At 32.6% G+C, this 24,594-nt stretch carries 19 protein-coding genes and 4 tRNA genes; 10 read left to right on the forward strand and 13 right to left on the reverse strand.

The window, feature by feature from the left end; genetic code table 11:
- Nucleotides 1–90 precede the first annotated feature (90 nt).
- The 6 genes from GQS07_RS06645 (at nucleotide 91) to clpX (ending at nucleotide 6,774) form a co-directional block, all read left to right on the forward strand.
- On the forward strand, nucleotides 91–1,341 hold the full coding sequence (locus GQS07_RS06645) for an OmpP1/FadL family transporter (RefSeq protein WP_158210140.1): 1,251 nt from the start codon (nucleotides 91–93) through the stop codon (nucleotides 1,339–1,341).
- A gap of 18 nt (nucleotides 1,342–1,359) precedes the next feature.
- A complete protein-coding gene (locus GQS07_RS06650) occupies nucleotides 1,360–2,964 on the forward strand; it encodes a hypothetical protein (RefSeq protein ID WP_158210141.1) in 1,605 nt (534 codons plus the stop codon).
- Nucleotides 2,965–2,991: 27 nt separating this feature from the next.
- Complete coding sequence (locus GQS07_RS06655; protein ID WP_090405901.1) at nucleotides 2,992–3,348, forward strand: phage holin family protein; 357 nt, start codon at nucleotides 2,992–2,994, stop codon at nucleotides 3,346–3,348.
- 96 nt (nucleotides 3,349–3,444) lie between these two features.
- Nucleotides 3,445–4,770 (forward strand): trigger factor, encoded by a 1,326-nt coding sequence (gene tig, locus GQS07_RS06660; RefSeq protein WP_158210142.1) that lies wholly within the window; start codon nucleotides 3,445–3,447, stop codon nucleotides 4,768–4,770.
- Nucleotides 4,771–4,866: 96 nt separating this feature from the next.
- The gene (gene clpP / locus GQS07_RS06665; RefSeq protein WP_090405413.1) at nucleotides 4,867–5,526 is read left to right on the forward strand and encodes an ATP-dependent Clp endopeptidase proteolytic subunit ClpP; all 660 of its coding nucleotides are present in this window, start codon (nucleotides 4,867–4,869) and stop codon (nucleotides 5,524–5,526) included.
- A gap of 6 nt (nucleotides 5,527–5,532) precedes the next feature.
- Nucleotides 5,533–6,774, forward strand: a complete 1,242-nt coding sequence (gene clpX, locus GQS07_RS06670) for an ATP-dependent Clp protease ATP-binding subunit ClpX (RefSeq protein ID WP_090405408.1) — start codon at nucleotides 5,533–5,535, stop codon at nucleotides 6,772–6,774.
- A gap of 36 nt (nucleotides 6,775–6,810) precedes the next feature.
- Here the strand turns inward: clpX and GQS07_RS06675 are convergent, their stop codons facing one another.
- From GQS07_RS06675 to GQS07_RS06720, 10 genes are all read right to left on the reverse strand, one after another.
- Nucleotides 6,811–7,149, reverse strand: coding sequence for a hypothetical protein (locus tag GQS07_RS06675; protein ID WP_158210143.1), 339 nt, complete (start codon nucleotides 7,147–7,149; stop codon nucleotides 6,811–6,813).
- A gap of 98 nt (nucleotides 7,150–7,247) precedes the next feature.
- Nucleotides 7,248–7,919: a response regulator gene (locus GQS07_RS06680; RefSeq protein WP_158210144.1), complete on the reverse strand. Its 672-nt coding sequence runs from the start codon at nucleotides 7,917–7,919 to the stop codon at nucleotides 7,248–7,250.
- Nucleotides 7,912–9,651, reverse strand: coding sequence for a tetratricopeptide repeat-containing sensor histidine kinase (locus GQS07_RS06685; RefSeq protein ID WP_158210145.1), 1,740 nt, complete (start codon nucleotides 9,649–9,651; stop codon nucleotides 7,912–7,914). The genes GQS07_RS06680 and GQS07_RS06685 overlap by 8 nt, the downstream gene beginning before the upstream one ends.
- Before the next feature lie 105 nt (nucleotides 9,652–9,756).
- A tRNA-Leu gene (locus GQS07_RS06690) sits at nucleotides 9,757–9,842 on the reverse strand.
- A gap of 464 nt (nucleotides 9,843–10,306) precedes the next feature.
- Nucleotides 10,307–10,392, reverse strand: a tRNA-Leu gene (locus tag GQS07_RS06695).
- Nucleotides 10,393–10,532: 140 nt separating this feature from the next.
- Entirely contained in the window at nucleotides 10,533–10,892 is a 360-nt protein-coding gene (locus GQS07_RS06700) for a hypothetical protein (protein WP_158210146.1), read from the reverse strand.
- 111 nt (nucleotides 10,893–11,003) lie between these two features.
- A tRNA-Leu gene (locus GQS07_RS06705) sits at nucleotides 11,004–11,089 on the reverse strand.
- A 10-nt stretch (nucleotides 11,090–11,099) separates the two neighbouring features.
- Nucleotides 11,100–11,172 (reverse strand) — tRNA-Gly (locus GQS07_RS06710).
- Nucleotides 11,173–11,686: 514 nt separating this feature from the next.
- On the reverse strand, nucleotides 11,687–14,287 hold the full coding sequence (mutS, locus tag GQS07_RS06715; RefSeq protein ID WP_158210147.1) for a DNA mismatch repair protein MutS: 2,601 nt from the start codon (nucleotides 14,285–14,287) through the stop codon (nucleotides 11,687–11,689).
- A gap of 72 nt (nucleotides 14,288–14,359) precedes the next feature.
- Nucleotides 14,360–14,875 carry an FUSC family protein gene (locus GQS07_RS06720; RefSeq protein WP_158210148.1) on the reverse strand — a complete coding sequence of 172 codons (516 nt, stop codon included), beginning with the start codon at nucleotides 14,873–14,875 and terminating at the stop codon, nucleotides 14,360–14,362.
- Between the two features lie 594 nt (nucleotides 14,876–15,469).
- Between GQS07_RS06720 and GQS07_RS06725 the strand changes: the two genes are divergently transcribed.
- Entirely contained in the window at nucleotides 15,470–16,000 is a 531-nt protein-coding gene (locus tag GQS07_RS06725) for an RNA methyltransferase (protein WP_158210149.1), read from the forward strand.
- On the opposite strand, the gene folK is transcribed toward GQS07_RS06725, so the two are convergent.
- On the reverse strand, nucleotides 15,997–17,136 hold the full coding sequence (gene folK, locus GQS07_RS06730; RefSeq protein ID WP_158210150.1) for a 2-amino-4-hydroxy-6-hydroxymethyldihydropteridine diphosphokinase: 1,140 nt from the start codon (nucleotides 17,134–17,136) through the stop codon (nucleotides 15,997–15,999). The two genes, GQS07_RS06725 and folK, sit on opposite strands and share 4 nt — an antisense overlap.
- 125 nt (nucleotides 17,137–17,261) lie before the next feature.
- Between folK and sppA the strand changes: the two genes are divergently transcribed.
- Together sppA and GQS07_RS06740 are read left to right on the forward strand one after the other, a co-directional pair.
- Nucleotides 17,262–19,028, forward strand: coding sequence for a signal peptide peptidase SppA (sppA, locus tag GQS07_RS06735; protein WP_158210151.1), 1,767 nt, complete (start codon nucleotides 17,262–17,264; stop codon nucleotides 19,026–19,028).
- A 90-nt stretch (nucleotides 19,029–19,118) separates the two neighbouring features.
- The gene (locus tag GQS07_RS06740) at nucleotides 19,119–21,776 is read left to right on the forward strand and encodes an AsmA-like C-terminal region-containing protein (RefSeq protein ID WP_158210152.1); all 2,658 of its coding nucleotides are present in this window, start codon (nucleotides 19,119–19,121) and stop codon (nucleotides 21,774–21,776) included.
- Nucleotides 21,777–21,844: 68 nt separating this feature from the next.
- Here the strand turns inward: GQS07_RS06740 and GQS07_RS06745 are convergent, their stop codons facing one another.
- On the reverse strand, nucleotides 21,845–22,642 hold the full coding sequence (locus tag GQS07_RS06745; RefSeq protein WP_158210153.1) for a DUF2797 domain-containing protein: 798 nt from the start codon (nucleotides 22,640–22,642) through the stop codon (nucleotides 21,845–21,847).
- Nucleotides 22,643–22,751: 109 nt separating this feature from the next.
- On the opposite strand from GQS07_RS06745, the gene GQS07_RS06750 reads away from it, so the two are divergent.
- Nucleotides 22,752–24,263, forward strand: coding sequence for a GH3 auxin-responsive promoter family protein (locus GQS07_RS06750; RefSeq protein WP_158210154.1), 1,512 nt, complete (start codon nucleotides 22,752–22,754; stop codon nucleotides 24,261–24,263).
- 75 nt (nucleotides 24,264–24,338) lie between these two features.
- Here the strand turns inward: GQS07_RS06750 and GQS07_RS06755 are convergent, their stop codons facing one another.
- A complete protein-coding gene (locus tag GQS07_RS06755; protein WP_158210155.1) occupies nucleotides 24,339–24,566 on the reverse strand; it encodes a hypothetical protein in 228 nt (75 codons plus the stop codon).
- Nucleotides 24,567–24,594 lie beyond the last annotated feature (28 nt).

Genomic DNA, 24,594 nt, shown 5'->3' on the forward strand with positions numbered 1-24,594 from the left:
AATTTAATTGTTAAAATAAGACTTAAAAATTTGTAAAACTCTATTTACTATATATATTTGGAATAAACGAATTTTAAATAACAGTCAATTATGATAAGAAAATTATTATCATTGTCTCTTGTTACTTTAGTGTCTTATTCTGCATTTGCTGGAGGGTATAGAGTAGCAATGCAAGGCAATAAGCAACTTGCGATGGGACATACCGGGGTTGCAGTAGTAGGTGGAGCAGAAACAATGTTTTTTAACCCCGCGGCATCTGTTTATTTGGAAGATAAATTTAACTTTTCTGCAGGAGCAAGCGTTTTAGTAGCTGATACAAAATTTCAAAACAAAACTTATGGTTGGGAAAATAAGACAAGAAATACGGGTACACCTTTTTATGCGTATGGGTCTTATAAGGCTACAGATTGGTTAACTGTTGGTTTAGCTGTGTATTCACCTTATGGAAGTGCAGTTGATTGGGATCAAGATTGGCAAGGTTCTCACTTGGTAAATAATATTGATTTAAAGGCTATTTATTTTCAACCAACGATTGCTGTAAAAGTTAGTAAACACTTCAGTTTTGGAGGGGGACCTATTTTTGTAAATGGTGGGGTAACTTTTAATAGAAACGTATCTCGTAGTATGACTGATGAGCAAGGAAACAGAACGGATGTTACTGTTGAGGCAAAAGGTGTAACTGCTTGGGGATGGACTGCAGGATATATGGTTAATGTTGATGATCACTTGAGATTTGGTCTTAACTACCGTTCTAAAGTTATTATGAAGGCAAATGATGGAAAAGCAAACTTCCACGATGTTCCTGCTTTTGGACAGTCGTTGTTTAAAGATGGAAAAATCAAAGCACAAATGCCTTTACCTGCTGAGTTAACTGTAGGAGCTTCTTATGAATGGAATAAATGGCTTTTTGCTTTTGACTATAACAGAACTTTCTGGAAATTATACGACTCTTTAGTGATTGATTTTGTTGATAATCCTGCTGTTGGAAAATCAGTGAATGCACGTAATTATAAAGATTCTAATACTTATAGATTTGGTGTTCAGTATACTGCAAACGAACAATTGTCTTTGAGAGCTGGTTGGTACTTTGACCAAAGTCCAGTTCAACAAGGGTATTTTGCACCTGAAACACCACGTAATGACTCAAGAGCATACACAGGTGGTCTAACGTATAAATTCAAAAATGGAATTGGTGTAGATTTAGTGTTCTCTTATATTCATTTCAGTGATACAAATAGTTCATACGATTACTATATGGAAGACGGACAAAATGTTTCTTTTGGAGGAACATATAAGAGTGCTGTTACAAGTGGAGGTATTGGTCTAAGCTATAGTTTTTAATTTTAAAGAAGAACGAACATGAAAAAAAGATATTTATTATTATTACCAGCAGTGGCTTTATTAGCTTCTTGTGAGCCTTCTTTTGAAGATAAAATTGATGGTGGGACTTATTCTGCTGGTGATGCAGATTTTAGCTCTTATGTTGCAATAGGTAACTCATTGACAGCTGGATATATGGATGGAACTGTTTTCCGTTCAGGACAAGAGAATTCATTTCCTAATATTTTAGCAAATCAGTTTAAAACAGTTGGAGGAGGAGAGTTTACTCAACCTTCTTTTGCAGATGATGTTAATAATGTAGGAGGTTTTTTATTTGGAGGTGTTGAGAATCCAAACTTTAAAACAAGAATGGTGATTAATATGTCTACAGGAGGACCTGAGAATATTAAGGGTACCAGCACTATTGAAGCTACAGCACAACAGAAAAAAGCATACCATAATGCGGGAGTTCCTGGAGCTAAAACATATCATTTATTAGCTAAAGGATACGGTAGTATTGCAGGTTTAGCAGTTGGAAAGGCGAACCCGTATTTCGTAAGAACAGCTACAAGTGATGATGCTACGGTTTTAGGAGATGCTATGTCGTTAAAACCTACTTTCTTTACAAACTGGATTGGAGCAAATGACGTATTGTCTTATGCAACTTCAGGAGGAGAAGGAGTTGATCAAAATGAAATGGGAGGATTAGATCCTTCTCAATATGGGCCAAATGATATTACACACGCTGGAGTGTTTAAAAACGTTTACGAAACAATTACAAATACATTAGTTTCAGGTGGTGCAAAAGGAGTTGTAGCAACAATACCAGATGTAACAGCTATTCCGTTTTTTACGACTGTGCCATATAGCCCATTGACACCAGAATTAATAGGTGTTGAAAAAATAGACCAATTGAATATGTTAGTTGGTATGTTGAAACAAATATTAGCTAAAGGAGGACAAGGAGATCGTTTGCAATTGTTTTCTAAAGAGCACGCTAATCCACTGTTAGTTGAAGATAGAACACTGACAGATATGTCTGCTTTATTAGAAGGAGGTATTAAAGCTGTAGTTGCTGCAGGACAATTTCCTTTTCCAATAAGTGATCCACAAATTAAATTGGTGGCACAAGCTTTTGGAAAGGCAAGACACGCTACAGATAAAGATTTATTATTATTGACAAGTAAACCTCAAATTGGAGCTTCATTACCACAATCAACAGGAAGTCCTGTTATGGATGATATGCTTAAAGTTGGAGTAACTTTTCCTTTAAGTGATGCATTTGTATTGAATCCTGTGGAACAGAAGAAAGTAAAAGAAGCAACAGTACAGTTTAATAATATCATTAGAGCAGTAGCGGCTACAAAAGGACTTGCTGTAGCAGATATGAATGATGTTTTAAACAAAGCAGTAGCTGGTCTTCGAGTAGAAGATGGTCAGATTTATACAGCTGATTATTTTAAAGGAATGGGGAATTTAAATACAGTAATGTTCTCTTTAGATGGTGTACACCTGAACGCAAGAGGATATGCATTTATTTCGGCTGAAATTTTAAGAGTAATTAACAAACATTATCACGCAACAATTCCATTAGTTAACCCTGCAGTATATCCAGGACCTACTTTGGTTGCTACAAATAAATAATTTTCCTTATTTTTATAAAAAAATATTATGGGACTAATTGTTAGATTACTAATTACGACTGCTATTGTTATGTTTTTGTGCTGGTTATTACCAGGAGTAGCAGTTACAGGTTGGACAACAGCGCTATGGGTAGCCGTTGCAATGGGATTGTTAAATATGTTTTTAAGACCAGTTTTGGTTTTCTTAACTTTGCCAGCAACAGTAATAACAATGGGATTATTTTTATTAGTTATCAATGCGGTGATTATTCAATTGAGTGCTTATTTTGTGAAAGAATTTACTGTTGATAATTTTTGGTATGCACTTTTATTTAGTGTAGTATTGACTTTCTGTCAATCAATAGTAAATGGCTTCCTTCAAAAAGGTGAGCCGCAAAGAAGATAAAAAATTAATAGTTGAAATACAATTACTTAAAAACTTGGTTGGGTTGTAAAAATAATTTATTTTTGCAACCCAATTTTATATGTAAATACATCAAAAATGAATATTACAAGAAATAATGTAGATGCTCTTAATGCAATCGTAACTATTGAGCTTGCAAAAGAAGATTATCAAGGTAATGTAGATAATGTTTTATCTAACTACAAAAAGAACGCAAGCGTTCCAGGATTTAGAAAAGGTGCAGTACCAATGAGTTTAATTCTTAAACAATACGGTAAAGCAGTATTGTTCGAAGAAGTAAACAAAATTTTGCAAGAGAAATTAGGAAACTATCTTGTAGATGAAAAATTAGATATTTTAGGAAATCCATTACCAGTGGACAATGAAGATTTTGACTGGGATGCTGATGTATTAAAATTTGATTTTGAATTAGGATTGGCTCCTGAGTTCACTGTTGACTTAGAAGGTGCAAAAGACGTTACTAAATTCAAAGTTGTTGCTGATGACGCAATGTTAGACGAGCAAGTTGAGTTTATCCAAAAACAATACGGGAAATTAGTTTCTAAAGAAGCTGTAGAAGAAACTTCAGAATTAGTTGGTACATTCACTAATGAAGAAGCTGGAATCAACAAAGAAACTAAAGTTGCTGTTGAAGCATTCAGAACTAAAACAAACCAAAAGAAATTTTTAAATAAAAAAGTTGGTGAGCAAGTTACTGTAAGTACTAAAGGATTATTTGAAGATGATCACAAACTTATGGAGCACTTAGGTGTTGACCACGATGCTGTTCACGGTTTAGAAATTGACGTAGTATTTACTATTCAAGAAATCAACGAAACTGAGAAAGCTGAATTAAACCAAGAATTATTCGACAAATTGTTCGGAGAAGGTGTTGTAACATCTGTTGAGCAATTAAAAGAAAAAATCAAAGAAGACGCTGAGAAACAATTCGCAGGTCAAGCTGATCAAAAATTTGTAAACGATGTTTTCGAATCTTTGTTAGCTAACACTAAATTTGATTTACCAGCTGAATTTTTAACAAGATGGTTAGAAACTGCAGGTGAAACAAGAATGACTGCTGAAGAAGCTGCTGCTGAGTACGCTAAGTCTGAGCAAGGTTTACGTTTCCAATTAGTTGAAGGAAAAGTAATGTCTCAAAATGAGTTACAATTAAACTTTGATGAAGTAAAAGCATTTACTGTTAAGTTAATCAAAGATCAAATGGCTCAATTCGGACAAGCTGAACCAGATGATAAAATGGTTGAAGATATCGTTGCAAGAGTTATGTCTAACCAAGAAGAGGTTAAACGTATTTCTGAGCAATTGATGAACGACAAAATGTTAGCTTTATTCAACGAAAAAGTTAAAGCTGAGGTTAAAGAAGTTTCTTACAAAGATTTCGTTAAGGAAATGTACGGAGAATAATATCCGGAAAAAAATAAGTATATTTGAGCGTCTTTCTGTTAAGGAAAGACGCTTATTTTTTTTATATTTAGAAATCAAAAAAAATTGAATTATCATATGGATATAGGTAAAGAGTTTCAAAAGTATGCTACTAAGCATCACGGTATAAATAGTATGTACTACGATAAAATTGTAAGTAGTATGACTCCATATATCATCGAAGAGAGACAAATGAACGTAGCTTCTATGGATGTTTTTTCTCGTTTGATGATGGATAGAATTATCTTTTTAGGAACAGGGATTGATGATTATGTTGCTAATATTATTCAAGCACAGTTGTTATTCTTAGCAAGTGTTGATAACGAAAAAGATATTAGTATTTATGTAAACTCTCCTGGAGGAGGTGTTTACGCTGGTTTAGGTATTTATGATACAATGCAGTTTATTAAACCTGATGTAGCTACTATTTGTACTGGTATGGCTGCTTCTATGGGAGCTGTATTGTTATGTGCTGGTGCGGAAGGGAAAAGATCTGCATTACCACACTCAAGAGTTATGATTCACCAACCACTTGGAGGTGCACAAGGTCAAGCTTCAGATATCGAAATTACAGCAAGAGAGATTATGAAGTTGAAAGACGAATTATACCAAATTATTTCTAAGCATTCTGGTCAATCAATGGAAAAAGTACACCATGATAGCGACCGTGACTATTGGATGATAGCACAAGAAGCTAAAGAGTACGGAATGATTGATGAGGTATTAATAAGAGAATAATTATTTATGGCAAAGGATGAAAAGAGATGTTCGTTTTGTGGTCGTCCAAAAGCAGAAACGAATATTCTTATTGCTGGTATTGATGCTCATATTTGTGATCGTTGTGTAGAGCAAGCTTATGATATCATTTTAGAAGAGAATGATGCGAAAGAGCTTGAGGCTATTTCAAGTGATCTATTGTTGAAAAAGCCTATGGAAATTAGAGCTTTCTTAGACGAATATGTGATTGGTCAAGACCAAACTAAAAAAGTTATGGCTGTTGCTGTATATAATCACTACAAACGTTTATTGCAGGAATTAAATAACGAAGATCAAGACATCGAAATTGAGAAAAGTAACATCTTAATGGTTGGTCAAACAGGTACAGGTAAAACATTGGTGGCAAAAACTATTGCTCGTATGTTGAATGTACCATTGGCAATTGTTGATGCAACTGTTCTTACTGAAGCAGGGTATGTAGGAGAAGACGTTGAAGGTATTTTGACAAAACTTTTACAAGCTGCAGATTACGATGTTGAGAAAGCTGAACGTGGTATTATTTTTATTGATGAGATTGATAAAATTGCACGTAAAAGCGACAATCCTTCTATTACACGTGATGTGTCTGGTGAAGGGGTACAACAAGCTTTATTGAAATTATTGGAAGGAAGTGTTGTTAATGTTCCGCCTAAAGGAGGAAGAAAGCACCCAGACCAAAAATTCATTGAGGTAAATACAAAGAATATCTTATTCGTGGCTGGTGGTGCATTTGACGGTATTGAGAGAATTATTTCAAAACGTTTAAATTTCCAAGCCGTAGGGTATAGTTCTGCTAAAGAAGTGGATCAAGTAGATCGTACTAATTTAATGCAGTACATTATTCCAAAAGATATTAAGGACTATGGTTTAATTCCTGAGATTATTGGACGTTTACCTGTGTTAACTCATATGGATCCATTGGATCGTAAAACGCTTAGAGCAATTTTGACAGAACCTAAAAATGCTTTGATTAAACAGTATGAGAAGTTATTCGAGATGGATGGTATTAAATTTACTATTACAGAAGATGCTTTAGATTATATTGTAGATAAGGCTTTAGAATATAAATTAGGAGCTCGTGGATTGAGATCTCTTTGTGAAGCGATCTTAACGGATGCAATGTATGAGTTGCCAAGTAAAGATGAGGTGAAAGAACTGAATGTTGATAAAGAATATACAGAACACGCCTTGAACAAGAATTTATTGCAACGCCTTGAGGCTGCATCTTAATACAAAAAAAGCAGAAGATATATCTTCTGCTTTTTTTTATGGAGTTAATTTACTTTTTAGCTCCTTGTATTTTTTGAATTGCTTATTAGGCAATTGGTGAGCATTTGACAACTCATTAATCTTGTTTTCTATTTTAGCAATAGATAGCATTAAATCAGAGTATTCTTTTAAGGCTTTTTTATCACCATAGAGAGCTTTTTGGAATAAAACAGGGTATTTGTCTACGTATTCGTTATAAGTCTCTAAACAGGTGTCTAAATCGGCTTCAGATATATCAAGATTTTCTATTTTTTCGTATTCTGTATCGTTATGATGCCTACCACAACTAATACTAATCCCTAATACCACAATTAGAGAGGTAATTATTCTTAACATATTAAAACCTTGTAACTTTTCCGGTTACAAAGATAATTATTGTCATTAAGTGTCCTTTACGGAAAACCTTATTAGTTGATATTTTATGTCATTTTGTTTCAAATAATCCCCATATCTTTTGCAATGCTAACTAAGTGAGTTGCATTTTTTGCGTTTAAAGAAATTCTTAATTTGCTAATGCGTTTCTCTATACTACTTGTGCTGGAAATGCATAGCTCATCTTCTTTTAGTTTATTACCTATTTCACTTTGCGAATATCCTTCTGAAAGTAATTTTAGAATTGCTAAATCTTCATCTTGTAAAATAAGAGAGGTAGGGTTGTTTTTGACTTCAAGTATTTCTGCGGATAAATAAGGTGCATCTGCATCATTCTGAATATAATTAATAGCTTCTACTAATTCTTTGATGCTATTTCTACCCTTACTGATAAAAGCATTTACTTGTAAATGCTCTAATAAATCATTTATTTCAATGTATCTGTTTTCAATTGAATAAACGATTATTTTTATTTTAGGGTAGTATTGTTTTACTTGTCTAATTAAGTCAATTCCTCCTTGTAGTTTGGTTTCTCTGTGGTCTTGTTCGAATGACAAGTCAGAGATGATTAAGTCGAAAGGAGAATTGTTGTGTTCCGCACTCTGTATTTTTAACCAAGCATCATCACAGTATTTAGTACTGTAAATTTCTGCATTTGTTTGTTCTGATAAAGCAGTTACAATTCCAACATTTATACTGTCGTAGTCTTCGACTACAAGAATTTTTTTAATCATAACTTTTGGGTAATTGTATGAAATATTTTACACCTAATTTATTCTCATTATCAAATGTAATTGTTCCGTTTATATTTTTGATGCGGTTTTCCATATTCGATAAACCATTTTTAGAAATGATTTCTTTTTGAATGATGCCAATTCCGTTGTCAGAGTAAAAGAGGGTTATTTTGTTTTTTAGATCTTCAAATTTAAAAACAACTAAAGTTGCCATGCTGTGTTTCTTCATATTGACAAGTAGTTCTTGAATAACTCTATACAAGGTTATTTTTTGAGTTTTGTCTAATTGGTCAAAATCAAACTTATCTAAACCTGTAATTATAATTCTACAAGCGGCCGTATTGTATTCATTAAAGAGGTTTGTTAGATGCTCTTTAAACTTTGTGCCAGTACTAATAGAACTATGCTGTAAGGAGATATTACGAGCTTTCTTATAGATTAGTTCCAGATCGTTGATTAAGTGATTTTTTGTTTTTTCAGTATCAAGTTTAAAGTTTTGAGAAAGTGTAAGTACGTTAAATACATCATTGGCAAGTTCGTCGTGTACTTTTTTAGCAATTGTAGTTTCAGTGATGTATACCTGTTCTAACTTTTCTTTTTTGTGTCTTCTTTTTAATTGTTTATAAATTAGGCCAAATATAGAAGCGCTAATTATGATGAAAAGGAAGATAAGTAGGATGACATTGTATTGCTTTGTAACTGTTATTTCAGTTTGTTGTAAGTTGTATCTTAGTTTAGCATTTTCACGAGAATGCTTGTCAAAATCATATCTAACCTTTGCATATTGATTTTTTGCTTGTTGGTTTTCAGTTGTTATTTGTTTTGATAGATTTATATAATCAATATTCGTGTACTTGTTATTTGGATTATAGTCTTCGTTTTTGATAAGGTACTCAAGAGCGATTAATTTCTGGTTTTTGTTTTCAAAATCGCGTGCAATGTCAAATGCTTTTTGAGCATATTGTTTACCTATAGTTTTATCGTGAGCTTGGTAGTATTCACTTAAGTTGACGTAACTCCAAAATAAGTCATCTGGAAGACTTGTAGGTAGTCTTAATTCCAGAGCTTGTTTTAGTTCATCAAGTCCTTCATTGTTATTTAATAAGAACTTCGCTCTTCCTAAATTGTTTAACACACGTGCTTTTTCTCCAGAACGACCTTCAAAAGCTTTACTATCTAAGATAGCTTGTAGAGAAAGAATTGCTTTCTCATATTGCTGTAATTTAATGTAATTTAGTGCATTGTTGTTTTCAATCATCTTTATTTCGTAATCAGACGAAGCTAAATCAAGAGAGAGGTTGTTATAAGCGATGGAAGCTTCATAGTCTTCTAAATCAGAGTAGCAAATAGATAATATTGAATAAACGTAAAAGCGATATGTATTAGGACCTTCACTAATATATCTTAATTCGTTGGTTACAATTTCTTGTGCACTATTAGGATCACCAATTATTAGGTATATTGAGGCTATTTTTAAATTGTTGTAAGTGATGTTAGGAGAGTCCTTTTGTTTTTTGAATCTTAGATTAGAATCAAGGTAATTGTGAAAAGCGCTTTTTAGTTGATTTAGGTTGTATAACGAATCTGCTTTAATCTGTAAGTCTTTGGCAATTATATCTTCTTCAATATGGGGAGGATTGCTGTTTTCTTTGGTACAAGAAGTGAGTACAACGAAACTAATGCTTATCAGTAATAATGTTATAAAATGAAGATTAGATAGGTACTTTTTCATTTTTCGAATTTACGTTAGTTTTACTAATTGTAAAACTTATCTTGGTTCTAAGAAACTTAATAATAGTGCAAAAAAAAAGTTCTAAACAATTGTTTAGAACTTTTGTACTCGGAGCGGGACTTGAACCCGCACGAACATTACTGCTCACTGGATTTTAAGTCCAGCGTGTCTACCACTTCCACCACCCGAGCTTCATTTGGTTTGCAACACTAATTACTTCCGTATTGCGAGTGCAAATATAGTGTAAAATATGTATTCTACAATAGGTAGATGTAATAAAGTTTGAATTTTTTATAGAGTTTTAGTTCTTGTGTCTGGTGTTGAGTATTTTATGTTTTTAAAAAAATGTTTTTTTATATTTTAATTATCTATAGTGCCTCTTTGAATTTAGATAATAGGTCAAATATTATTGTAATAGTAGGGAAGTAGTAAAAAAGTGATATGATGAATATCAATGTTCAAGTTGTTTTTTTAGTTTAATAAGTATACGATTACTGTAAAATTTTTGATAAAGAGGATACTTGATTTTATAGTAATACGATTTTAGAGGTTATTTTCCCTTTCGATATTTCAGTCTTATTAAATGTTGTTTTAAAAGTTGGATGGAAAGTAAAGTCCAAAAAAAAAGTTCTAAACAATTGTTTAGAACTTTTTGTACTCGGAGCGGGACTTGAACCCGCACGAACATTACTGCTCACTGGATTTTAAGTCCAGCGTGTCTACCACTTCCACCACCCGAGCTTCATTTGGTTTACAATACTGATTGCTTCTGTATTGCGAGTGCAAATATAGCGTAAATAAATACTATATAACAAGTAAAAAAGAGACTTTTTTTGAATAAATTTCTTAAGTATTGGAAGTAAGTTGATTACAGGGGGTGATTATTTATCATTATCAAATAAATCTCCAAAGATATCTATTGTGAAATCTAATATTTCTGCTAAATCAAAGTTAGTATTGATTTCTTCCATTGCTTTTTCAAATCTTAATTCTGTTGTGAACTTTCGACTTGTAGCATAGATGTTATCTTCAATTGCTAATTTGAAAAACAATTTACCACTTGGAGTTCTAAACTTTAAAAAAGAAATTAACTCAGTATTATTTTTTAAAAAATTAATTGTACTACGAATAGCTTCCTTACTTGGATACTCCATACTTGTCATAAGAGTTTTACCTCTTCTGTGTTCAAAAGTATATTTGAACTTACCATTTTCTTTAAGGCTAATAACAAACGCGCTCATATCAAATTAAAAACAAAGGGTTTGAAACAAAAATTAATAAGGGGGAAAAATAGGGAAATATATTGCTTTAGTGCAAAAAAAAAGTTCTAAACAATTGTTTAGAACTTTTTGTACTCGGAGCGGGACTTGAACCCGCACGAACATTACTGCTCACTGGATTTTAAGTCCAGCGTGTCTACCACTTCCACCACCCGAGCGTGATATTTGAGCGAAAAACGGGGTTCGAACCCGCGACCTCAACCTTGGCAAGGTTGCGCTCTACCAACTGAGCTATTTTCGCATTATGTTTTTAAGAACTTCGCTTTACTTCTGTATTGCGAGTGCAAATATAGTAGGTTTTTTAATATCTGCAAATCCTTTTTTAAAAAAAGTAAAAGATATTTTTTAAACGATTGATTTACAATGTGGTTTTTTTAAAAAAAAGTAAATGTTTTTTGAGGATGATTGATGTAAACTGGTTATTGCTGTATAAAGTAGATTCTTAATAAAATAAGATAGAGGTTATTTCTTGCAGAGAAGTTGTGTTCTTGTTTTAGTTAGGAAGTTTAGTAGAAGAGAGTAGCGCTTAATGGCTTTAATCGTGGTTGTATAAAAGAGTCTTTAGTTAAGTCTACGTTTTATCACGTACATCAGTTGCTGTATACAGACAATAAAAGATTAAAGATACTTTAAAGACAAAAGCTATTGTCTGAAAAAGGAAGATGAACGACCTAAGATTTGAATATTTGGGTAGGGAATGAGTGAAAATACACAAAAACAAAATAGGGTATCCTTGTTGGACACCCTAATTGACTTTATTTGTTAAGCATTTTTTTCAATTCATTGATTTTCATCATTGCCTCAATAGGCGTAATTGAATTGACGTCAATGTCTAATATTTCTTGTTTTAGTTCCTCTAATAACGGATCATCTAAATTGAAGAAGCTCAATTGTATGTCGTCAACTACTGGTTTTACTTTATGATCTTCTTTTACGTGTCCTTTCTCCAACTGTTTAAGCATCTTTTCAGCTCTTTTTAGTACCGTAGTAGGCATACCTGCCATTTTAGCCACGTGAATACCAAAACTGTGTGCACTACCTCCTGGAACAAGTTTTCTTAAGAATAGTACATTGTCTTTTAATTCTTTTACAGAAACGTTGTAATTCTTGATTCCTTCAAAATGCTCTTGCATATCATTTAGTTCGTGGTAATGCGTAGCGAATAGTGTTTTTGCTTTAGAAGGGTTTTGGTGAATATATTCAGCAATGGCCCAAGCAATTGATATTCCGTCATACGTACTTGTACCACGACCAATTTCATCTAACAATACCAAACTTCTATTAGTTAGGTTGTTTAAGATAGATGCCGTTTCATTCATTTCAACCATAAAAGTTGATTCTCCCATCGAAATATTATCAGAAGCACCAACTCTTGTAAATATTTTATCAACCGTACCCATTGTGACCTTAGTAGCGGGAACAAAACTTCCCATTTGAGCTAATAGTACAATTAAAGCTGTTTGTCTCAAAATAGCAGACTTACCCGACATATTAGGTCCGGTAATCATTATAATTTGTTGATTTGTATTGTTTAAATAAACGTCATTAGCAATAAAGGGAGTATCATAAGCCAACTGTTTTTCAATTACAGGATGACGACCTTCTTTGATGTCAAGTTCAAAACTATCGTTTATTTCAGGTCGCACATAATTGTTGTCTATAGCTAATTGAGCAAAAGACCCCAAACAATCAAGCTGCGCAATTAATGTAGCATTAAGTTGCACTGGTTTGATATATTGTGCACACCAAGAAGTAAACTGTTCGTATAGTTCTGTTTCTAATTTATAGATTTTCTCTTCAGCTCCAAGTATCTTACTTTCGTATTCTTTCAATTCTTCAGTAATATAGCGTTCCGCATTCACTAAAGTTTGTTTTCTAATCCAGTCAGTAGGAACTTTATCTTTATGTGTGTTTCTAACTTCAATGTAATAACCAAAAACATTGTTGAAAGCTATTTTTAAAGAAGGAATACCCGTTTTTTCACTTTCGCGTCTCTCCATTGCCTCTAAGAATTCTTTTCCTGAGGTAGAGATTTTACGTAAGTCATCTAATTCAGCGTTTACACCAAAAGCTATGGCATTACCTTTTGCTATTGCTACAGGTGCATTTTCGTGAATAGTAGTTGCAATTTTCTCTCTTAATAGTTCACAACTATGTAATTTGTTTCCTATTGTTTTTAGCGAATTATTATTGCTTTTTGATGCACCTTCTTTAATTGGAATAATAGCATCAAGAGATTCTTTTAAATAAATAAGTTCACGTGGAGATATTTTTCCAGTTGCTATTTTAGAAATTAGTCTTTCTAAGTCTGATATTTTCTTTATCTGTGTTTGGAATAAGAATAAAAGCTCAGAATCTTCTTTTAATTTTTCTACAACATTGTGTCTATCTACAATCTTATTTGCGTCTTTTAATGGAAGAGCTAACCATCTTTTTAATAGACGAGCTCCCATTGGAGATAATGTTTTATCTATAACATCTAAAAGAGTAATAGCATTAGGGTTAGAACTATTGTATAATTCTAAGTTTCTTATAGTAAAACGATCCATCCATACATAAGCATCTTCTGCAATACGTTGGATATTAGAGATATGTTGTATTTTGGTATGCTGTGTTTCAGATAAATAATAAAGAATAGCCCCACAAGCAATAGTTCCTTCTTCTAAGTCTTCTACACCAAAACCTTTTAAAGAATTTGTTTTAAAATGAGTTGTTAAAGATTCAAAAGCAAAGTCTTTTTTGAAAACCCAATCGTCAAGGAAAAACAAATTATATTGGTTTCCGTAAGTCTGAATAAAGTGAGTTTTACTGTTTTTTTGTACTAAAACTTCACTTGGTGAGAAGTTTTGTAAAAGCTTGTCAATATAATCTTGATCTCCTTCAGTGGTTAAAAATTCACCAGTAGAAACATCCAAAAAGGCTATTCCTATTGACTTTTTAGCAAAATGTATAGCACAAAGGAAGTTGTTAGATTTAGAATGAAGTACTTCATCATTTAATGCAACTCCAGGTGTAACAAGTTCTGTCACCCCTCGTTTTACGATTGTTTTGGTTGTTTTTGGATCTTCAAGTTGGTCACAAATAGCAACTCTTAGTCCTGCTTTAACAAGTTTAGGTAAATAAACATTGATAGAATGATGAGGGAAACCAGCTAATTCTGTTTCACTTGGAGACCCAGCACCTCTTTTAGTAAGGGTTATACCTAATATATTTGCAGCTCTAACAGCATCTTCACCAAATGTTTCATAAAAGTCTCCAACACGAAATAATAGACAAGCATCTGGGTATTTTGCTTTGATATCATTGTATTGTTTCATTAAAGGAGTTTCCTTTGTCGCCTTTGCTTTAGCAGCCATAGTTCATTGTTTTTATCAATTTACAAATATAAGTAACTATTTATAAGAACTAAATAGTATAAGGCGTAAGTTCTATGAAAGAGGTATTCCATAGTGTCTTTTTAGACTTCTTATTATAGTAGATGTTACTACAGTAATAGACAATCCAATAAGGCAGCCAACTGTTACTGAAAGACATCTCAGAAGAGGAGTTGCTTCTACATCACCTGTATGCGGTTGTACAAGAATAATAATTAAAGCGACTAATGCAACACGTGCCATGTTAAGTATATTAAACAAGTAGCAAGTCATAATTGTTAGGAAAACACCTAACATACAAAGATAAAGATTCGTCTCAGGATGTATTTCTAAGCAAATAAGTCCAACTACAGATCCAACTAAGTTTGATTTAAATCGCTCAACAGAAAGTTTTTTAGAGTGCTTGCCTTCGGGGGAAATAACAAGCATAATTGAAATCAGTAACCAGATTACTTCATAGCTTTGAACTTTTAGAAATAACAGGTAACCGATGTAAAAACCTATAAAACAGCGGGTAGTGTAAATAATAAGAGGGGAAGTAATAATCTTTTGTATCAGGCTTTTAAACATGTATAAATTAATTTTAGAACCTGCAAAATTACTAATGAATTATCTAAATAGCAATAAAATGTTATTTATTAAGATAATGATGGTTGTCTTGTTACATTTTTGTTAAGGAAAAATAAAGTACAGATAAAAATGATAAACTAATCGCCAGTAAAGGTAGTTTGTGTGTAAATATCCTTTGATTTTGTAATAGAGAACAAAGGATGATAGGAAATATAATTAAGAAAGTTAGTGATAATAACCAAATTATTTCTACAGTCATTATAACCCAAGTGCTACTATAAGGAGTTGTATTTAGAAACTCTTTAAAGTAAACTATAAAAATCAGATTATTTATTATAGTTAATAAAGCTAACCTATTTATATAAAAGCGGAACATAGTTAGTGGTGGTTTGTGTTATTGCTAATATAATCAATTTTTTAATATAAAATTATCTTTATTTAATAATATTTATAAGTTTAAAGTGATAAAATGTGAATGTTTTTGTTTTAAAATGCAATTATTGCGACTTCTGTGATTGAGGTATTTTTAGTCTATTTTCTTAAGAGGAGCATTCTAATTGATAGAATACTTATTTTTGCATAAAAATTATCATTATGCGTAAATTAGCCAATAGTGAATTGGATAGAAAAAATGTAGAGGAGTTTAAAGCTTCTGAAAAAACGCCAATTATTATAGTACTTGATGATGTAAGAAGTTTACACAATATTGGTTCTGTTTTTAGAACTTGTGACGCTTTTTTAATTGAAAAAGTTTACTTGTGTGGAATTACTGCAACACCTCCAAACAAAGAGATTCATAAAACAGCTTTAGGAGCTACTGAAACGGTAGAATGGGAATATGTAAAAGACGTTGTTACTTTAGTGAAACAATTGAATGAAGAGGGAGTTTCTGTACAATCTGTTGAGCAAGTAGAAAAAAGTGTTATGCTTAATAACTTCGAAGTTGAAATAGGACAAAAATATGCGCTTGTTTTCGGAAATGAAGTTAAAGGTGTAAATCAAGAAGTTGTTGATTTGAGTAAAGGAGTAATTGAAATACCTCAATTAGGAACCAAACACTCACTTAATATTTCTGTGAGTGCAGGGGTCGTAATTTGGGATTTATTTCAACAAATGAATCGTTAAGCTCTAAGCTTTTGTTGAATCATTTCTAAGATTGCAATATAATCTTCCTGATTGGCTACGAAGTCCATATCAGATATATCTATAATCAGAACCTTGTCTGTTGGCAAGGTTTTGATATAACTAAAATAACCTTGGTTTACTTTGTCTAAGTACGTACCAGGTATTTCACTTTCATATGAACGTCCTCTTTTGTGAATGTTTTCTAATAATCTTTCTGTGTTTTGATATAAGTAAACGTATAAGTCAGGCTTCGGCGTGTCTTTATACATAATATCAAATACTTGTTGATACAAGTTAAACTCGTCTTCCTCTAAAGTGATTTGAGCAAAAATAAGTGACTTGAATATATAGTAATCAGCAATGATAAACTCTTTAAACAAATCAAATTGCGACAAATCATCAGATAATTGTGAATAGCGATCTGCTAAGAATGACATCTCTAAAGGGAATGCATAACGAGATGCATCCTTATAAAACTTTGGTAAGAACGGATTGTCTGCAAAACCTTCTAAAATACGCTTAGCATTAAAGTCTGTAGAAATACGGTTAGTTAAAGTAGTTTTTCCTGCACCAATATTACCCTCAATAGCTACAAAGTTTACATTTGTAAAACCATATTTTTGAATAGGAGAAGCTAAACGCTTAACTACCTGTCCAGAAGTTTTGTCTTTACAATTAGCAAGTAATGCTTTAAAACCGAGTTTTAAAGTAGGGTGTTCCCAATCTAAATTTAGATCAGCAGCAGGTTGTAATACAAATTGTCTATCTTGCATCAATGGGTGAGGCACCGTTAGTTTCTCTGTATTATAAACTTCTTGATTGAAAGAAATAATGTCAATATCAATAATTCTTGCGCTATAACCTTCCTGATTTTGTGGACGTATTCTACCAAGTATTTGCTCTGTTTCTAATACTTTTTGGATAACAGTTTCTGCATTTAAGGTACTATGTATGTAAATCGCACAATTGTAAAATGGATCACTTTCAAATCCCCATGCAGGAAATTCGTAAATTGGAGAAACTTTAATGACTGTTCCAATGTGCTTGTGAATCAATTCGATAGCTTTTTCAATATTTGAAATTCTATCTCCTTGATTCGTGCCAATGGATAATACTATTTGATTTTGCGTAAACATAAGGCAAAGTAAATAAAAGAAATTTGAATAAACGCTACTTTTGTAGAAGTTAATAACTGCAAATTTAGTGTTATAAACTGTAACTATTTTTAGTTTTAGATACTAATAGAGAAAATTGTTTTTATATGAGATTTTTAAGAAATGTTTTAGCCACTATTGTCGGGCTATTTTTGTTTATGATGATTCTGTTTTTTGGAATCTTATTTTTAGGAGTTGCTTTTGGTGGTAAATCTGATAGTGTTGTTGTAAAAGATAATACAGTAATCAACTTAGATCTTTCTAAAGTAAAATATGATTACGCGGGTAAATTCAACTTTAAGGACTTCGGACATAAAGAAACTGGAAAAGATGGAGTGTCTGATGTTTTAAACGCAATTGAATATGCTAAAGGGGATGATAGAATTAAAGGTATTTCTATCTTAAATAATTCTTCTGTATTAGGGGTTGAACAAAAAAGAGAGATTCGCGAGAAGTTAGCAGATTTTAAAACAAGTGGAAAGTTTGTTATTGCTTATGCTAATGTATATGAACAAGGGGAATATTACTTAAATTCTGTAGCAGACACAGTTTATGTAAACCCAGTGGGGGCTGTCGATTTTAGAGGGCTTTCAACTGAGATATTATATCTAAAGGGACTTCAAGAGAAAACAGGAGTTCATATGGAGGTTATCAGACATGGTAAATATAAAAGTGCAGTAGAACCTTATTTAGAAGATAAAATGAGTGAGGCTAATAGAGAGCAAATAACAGTGTTTTTAAACTCTATTTGGGAAACTATTGTTGGTGATATTGCTAAGAGTAGAAAGTTGTCTACTGAACAATTAAATCAAGTTGCTGAAAACTTAGAGGCACGTACTCCTGAGAAAGCGTTAAAAGCAGGATTGGTTGATAAAATTGCTTATGAAGACGAATATCACGCTGCTATTAAAAAAGCAGTAGGGGTAAAAGGAGAGAAAGATTACAATAAGATTGATGTGTTAGAGTATGCTAAAGATGTTATCAATAAATTATCTTCAGTAAGTGCTTCAGATCAAATTGCTGTTATTTATGCACAAGGACAGATTTTAAGTGGTGAAGGGAACCTTAGCTATATTGGTGAAGGATCTATTAACAGAGCTTTGCAAAAAGCCCGTAAGAACGATAAGATTAAAGCAATTGTATTACGTGTAAATAGTCCTGGTGGAAGTGCTTTAACTTCTGAGTTAATTTGGAGAGAAATTGAATTAACTAAGAAAGTAAAACCGGTCATTGTTTCTATGGGGGATGTTGCCGCTTCTGGAGGATATTATATCTCGTGTAATGCGGATCGAATTTTTGCTGATCCAAGTACAATAACTGGTTCGATTGGAGTTTTTGGTATGTTGCCAAACTTTAAAACATTGGCGTCTAAATATGGTGTAAATGCAGAGCAAGTGAAAACACATAAAAACTCAGCTAATTACAGCCCTTTTAGAGATGTTGATGATTCGTTTAAAATGGTAGTTACAGAAAGTATTGAAGATATTTATACAACATTTGTAAACAGAGTAGCAGCAGGAAGAGGATTGACTTTTGACCAAGTAGATGCTTTAGCGCAAGGACGTGTTTGGACAGGAAAAGATGCTTTGGCAAATGGATTAGTAGATGAATTAGGAGGATTAGATGCAGCTATCAAGTTTGCAGCTAATAAAGTAGAAATTGATAGCTACAAAATTGTAAACTATCCAGAGTATGAAATGAAGTTCGAAGATTTAATCAGAAGTTATTTAGGGGCTTCAATCTTGAAAACACAAGATGATTTAATCAAAGAAAAAATAGGGGAAGAAAACTTTGAAATGATTGAGCGTTTGAATTATTTTAATTCATTAAAAGGAGCTCAAACAATTATGCCTTTTGAATTAAATATTAAATAAATCCTAAAAAGATTGAATAATATAGGAGAGTCAGCCATAAATTATGTGTGCTGACTCTTTTTTTGTTATTTTGTATAAAAAGTAATTGATATGAACAAAAAGGTTTTAAAATGGGTAGGTGGTGTCCTACTTGTGTTGATTATCTTATTGGTTTCTGCACCTTTCTTGTTTAAAGGAAAAGTTCAGGATTTAGTAAAAAAGACAATCAACGATAATTTGAATGCAACGGTTAACTTTGAAAAGGTTGATCTTAGTCTGTTGCGTAATTTTCCAAAAGCTACTGTTTCTATTCAAGATTTAGTGGTTGTGAATCAAGAGCCTTTTGCAGGAGATACGTTAGTTTTTGCAAAGGATATTGTTTTAAATATGTCTGTAATGGAACTATTCAAAGGGGCTGATGAACCAATGAATATTGAATCTATTAAAGTTGCTAATGCTGATGTAAACGTAATTGTAAACGAACAAGGTATTGCTAACTATGATATCGCTATTAAAAAGGAGGATGAAGATAGTGATGATTCTGAAAGTACTCCGTTCTCATTGGCTTTAAACTACTATGAAGTTGAGAATGTAAACGTGCATTATACAGATTTAGGTTCTAAAATGGTGTTTTCTGTAAGTGAATTGTACCACAGAGGAACAGGGAATTTAACGGCAAATGTACTTGATTTAGATACAGAATCGAAAGGGAAAGTAGCCTTTACAATGGATGGTACTAAGTTTTTAAACGATGTAAACTTATCGTTGAAAGCGATGATCGGTATGGATATGGATAATATGAAGTTTACGTTTAAAGAAAACGAAGCTTTAATTAACCAACTGCCTCTTAAATTTGATGGGTATCTTCAAATGTTAGAAGAAGGTCAAGAATATGACTTAACATTTGCTACACCTGATTCAGACTTTAAAAACTTCTTAGGTTTAATTCCTGAAGCTTATGCTGGAAATTTAAAAGGTGTAAGTACAACAGGTGATTTTAAAGTAGATGGTAAGGTGAAGGGTAAGTTGACAGAGAAAACAATTCCAACCTTAGCGATTCATATGTCTTCTAATAATTCATCATTCAAATACCCTGATTTGCCTAAATCAGTTCAAAACATTTTACTGGATGTTAATGTGATGAATGAAACAGGAATTATTAAAGATACCTATGTTGATATAAATAAATTGTCTTTCCGAATTGACAAGGATGCTTTTAATGCAAAAGCGCATATTAAAAATCTTACGGAGAACGCAATTGTAGATGCTAAATTAGATGGGGTTATTAACTTGGCTAATGTATCTCAAGCTTATCCAGTAAAATTAGATAGCCCATTAACTGGGGTATTAAAAGCGAATGTTGCTACTAATTTTGATATGAACTCTGTTGAAAAAGAACAATATCAAAATATAAGAAATGCTGGTACTTTATCACTAACAGGGTTTAACTTCGAAACAGAAGCAATGGCAAAACCGTTGCAAATTCAAGAGGCTGCATTGACGTTTAATACGAGTAATGTTACGTTAAATAAATTGAGTTTAAAGACAGGGACTACTGATTTAGCAGCGAATGGTCGTTTAGATAATTTATATGGTTTCTTGTTTAAAAAACAAACGTTGAAAGGAAACTTCAATTTGAATTCAAACAATTTTGTTTTAGCAGATTTGTTGAAAGAAGACACAGCTGCGTCAACAGAAAAGAAAGAAACTAAAACAGCAACTACTTCAAGCGAACCGTTAAAGATTCCGTCTTTCTTAGATTGTACAATTAACGCTAATGCTAACACAGTAGTTTATGATAACCTAACATTGAAGAATGTAAAGGGAACACTGACGATTAAAGACGAAACTGCTCGTTTACAGAATATGTCAACAGATATTTTTGGTGGAGCAATTACCTTTGCAGGAGACGTATCTACTAAAGAAGCTATTCCTACGTTTGATATGAACTTAGGCTTAAAGATGTTGGATATTACACAGTCGTTTACAGGTTTAGAGTTCTTGAAAAAAATAGCTCCTATTGCAGGAATTATAACAGGTAAGATGAATGCAGGAGTGAAGATGAATGGTAAGTTATCTGCTACAGATTTATCACCTATCGTTACTTCATTAACGGGGGATTTACAAGGTGATTTGATAGAAGCTATCGTCAATCCAAAAAGTTCTAAGTTATTGACGACATTAGATTCTGCAGTTCATTTTGTAGATTTAAAACAACTTGATTTGAACAATAAGAAAATGCATATTGTTTTTAACAATGGTAAGGTTCAGTTCAAACCATTTGACTTAAAACTGAAAGATATGTCTGTTCAGGTATCTGGAGAACACGGTTTTGATCAATCGATGAATTATACATTAGATTTCAAAGTACCTGCTAAGATGCTGGGTAATGACATTGCTAATACTTTGACAAAGTTAGGACCAAAAGATAGTGCTAAGTTTGACGCTATTCCTGTGAAAGTTGGATTAACAGGAAACTTCTCAAACCCTAAAGTGGGTACTAATATGGGGGAAGTAGTTACTAATCTAACTAACCAGATTGTAGAGGAACAAAAGAACAAATTAGTAGATAAAGGAAAAGGAGCTCTTATGGACCTTTTAGGAGGTAAAAAAGAACCTAAAGAAGGTGAAGCTACTGCAGAGGGAGAAACTCCTGCTGTTGATACTAAAAAGAAAGAAACAGAAGAGGTAGTTAATAAAATTGGAGAAGGTTTGAAGGGATTATTCAATAAAAAGAAAAAGACGGAAGAGCCTGCAAAAACGGAGTAATACTTTTTACTGTAATGCATAAAAAAAGCGCCATAAAATATTTATGGCGCTTTTTTTATATAGTTGTTTTATTCAACGTCTATCTTAACAACATAACCTTCATAGGTTCTAATGTTGAAAACTGTTCCGTCTTCAAATAATAAGTATTGTCCTTTTACTCCTTTTAGTTTTCCTTCAAAAGAAGGCGTCTTATCTAAATTTAAACTTTTAATTTTAGTAGGGAATTGTAAGACAGGATAATCTAAATCAAAAATAGAAGCGTTAGTTTGGTCAAAATAAGGTTGTACTTCTGTAGGAAGTTTGTCTTTTAAACTGTTTCTGATTTCTTCTAAGTTTGTCTCCAGCACTTCGTTTTGCAACATTTTTCGCCAGTTTGTCTTATCTGTAAACGAATCTTTTAAGGCTACCTCTGTAATTCCTGCTAAGTATCTATTGGGTACTTCTACAATTTCGATTGCCTTAGATGCTCCTTGGTCAATCCATCTTGTAGGAACTTGTGTTTTACGAGTTACCCCAACTTTTACATCACTTGCTACTGCTAAGTAAACAATATGAGGTTGTAATTGTACTTTTATCTCATATTCCAAGTCACGATCTTCAATACCTAAGTGAGCTTGACTAAGCTCAGGACGCATAATCCAGTCTCCAACAGAAGCACTTTTGTAAAAGCAATCGTAACAGAATCCTTGTCTAAAGATTTTTTTCTCTTGTTCACAGTTTAAACATTCATAACCAACAAAGTCAATCTTAATATTTCTATTAAGGATTTGATTAATATTAATGAAGTTGTTTTTAAATACTAAATAGTATTCAATCGGCTTGTTAAATTCCGTCTGCATTTTGTTTAAAACTCCTTCGTATAGCATAAATAAAATTGTTATTTTTGGATAGGTGGTAAAAGTACGAAAACATTTTCTACTGCAGATAAACACTTTTCGCACGGAAAAGGTTAGAGATTAGACTAATTGAAAATATATGGCATTTACAATTATTAATTCTATTGCGTCTTGGATTCTAAAAAAGAGAATTCATCAAATAGATTTATTTAGAAAATATCCGAATGAAGTTCAAAATGATTTGTTTTTAAACTTGATGAGAACAAATGAAAAAACAGTTTTAGGACAGCAGTTTGGTTATGAAAGTATAAACAACTATGAGACGTTCGCTGAGCGTGTACCCCTTTTTAGGTATGAGGAGTTTGAGCCCTATATTGAAAGAGCAAGGAAAGGAGAAAGTAATATCTTCTGGCCTGAACAAATAAGATGGTTTGCTAAATCAAGTGGAACTACTAATGCGAAGAGCAAATTTATTCCTGTGTCTAATGAGGCATTAGAAAACTGTCATTACAAAGCAGCTAAGGATTTACTGTGCTTATATTTAAACAATAATGAAAACTCACAATTGTTTACAGGAAAGAGTCTTCGCTTAGGGGGAAGTAAACAGTTATATGAAGATAATAACACTTTCTTTGGCGACTTATCAGCTATTTTAATTGATAATATGCCTTTCTGGGCTGAGTTTAGTAGCACGCCAAGTAATAAGACGTCTTTGATGTCTGAGTGGGAAAGTAAGATGGATGCTATTATTAAAGAGGTGAGAAATGAAAACGTAACAAGTTTTGCAGGAGTACCTTCTTGGATGTTAGTATTGTTTAACCGTGTTATTCAAGAAACAGGTAGAGAAGACTTGCTGGAATTATGGCCTAATGCTGAGGTGTATTTCCACGGAGGTGTAAGTTTTGAACCCTACAAAGACCAATATAAAAAGTTGTTGCCTAATAGCAATTTCAGATATTACGAAATATACAATGCCTCTGAAGGATTCTTTGCTATCCAAGATCAGAACGATTGTAATGAACTTTTGTTAATGCTTGATTACGGAATTTTCTACGAGTTTATACCAATGGATACGTTTGGTACAAGCAATGAAAAGATTATTCCTTTGTCTCAGGTTGAATTAGGAAAGAATTACGCTATTGTTATCACAACAAATGCTGGATTGATTAGATACTTAATTGGAGATACTGTTCGCTTTACAAGTTTACTTCCTTATCGTATTAAAATTACTGGGCGTACGAAGCACTTTATCAATGTATTTGGAGAGGAGTTAATGATAGAGAATACAGATAGAGCATTAGCCAAAACGTGTATTGATTTAGATGCTGAGGTAGCTGAATATACGGTAGCACCTGTTTTTATGCAAGGAAAGGAAAAAGGAGCTCACGAATGGATCGTTGAGTTTACTAAAGAGCCTAAAGATATAAGAGAGTTTGCCCAAGCCTTAGATAAGAATTTACAAGCATTAAATTCAGATTATGAAGCTAAGAGAGCTAATAATATGACCTTAAATCCACTTGTATTTAACAAGGCAAGAAAGAACTTATTTTACGATTGGTTGAAAAAAGGAGATAAGTTAGGAGGACAGCACAAAGTGCCAAGACTATCTAACGAAAGAAAATTAGTAGAAGAGTTGCTAAAGATGCAGTAGCATTTTTTAGTAACTGATAGAAATAAAAAAACCTCGCTTAGCGAGGTTTTCTTATTTTATGAATAGTTTTGCTAATTATTTAGCAGCTTCTTCAGTTTTTACTTCTTCTGTAGCTGGAGCTTCAGTAGTAGCCTCTTCAGTAACTTCTTCTGTAACAACTTCTTCAGTAGCTGGAGCTACTTCTTCAGTTACAGTTTCAACTGTAGTTTCTTCTTGAGCTGGTTCTGTTGCAGTTTCTTTACAAGATACGAAAGATACTCCCATCATTGCTACTAAAGCGATGCTTAATGCGATTTTTTTCATTTTACTAAATTATAAAAGTTAATTATTA

This window comes from Myroides phaeus (genome assembly GCF_009799805.1).
GTDB classification, from domain to species: domain Bacteria; phylum Bacteroidota; class Bacteroidia; order Flavobacteriales; family Flavobacteriaceae; genus Flavobacterium; species Flavobacterium phaeum_A.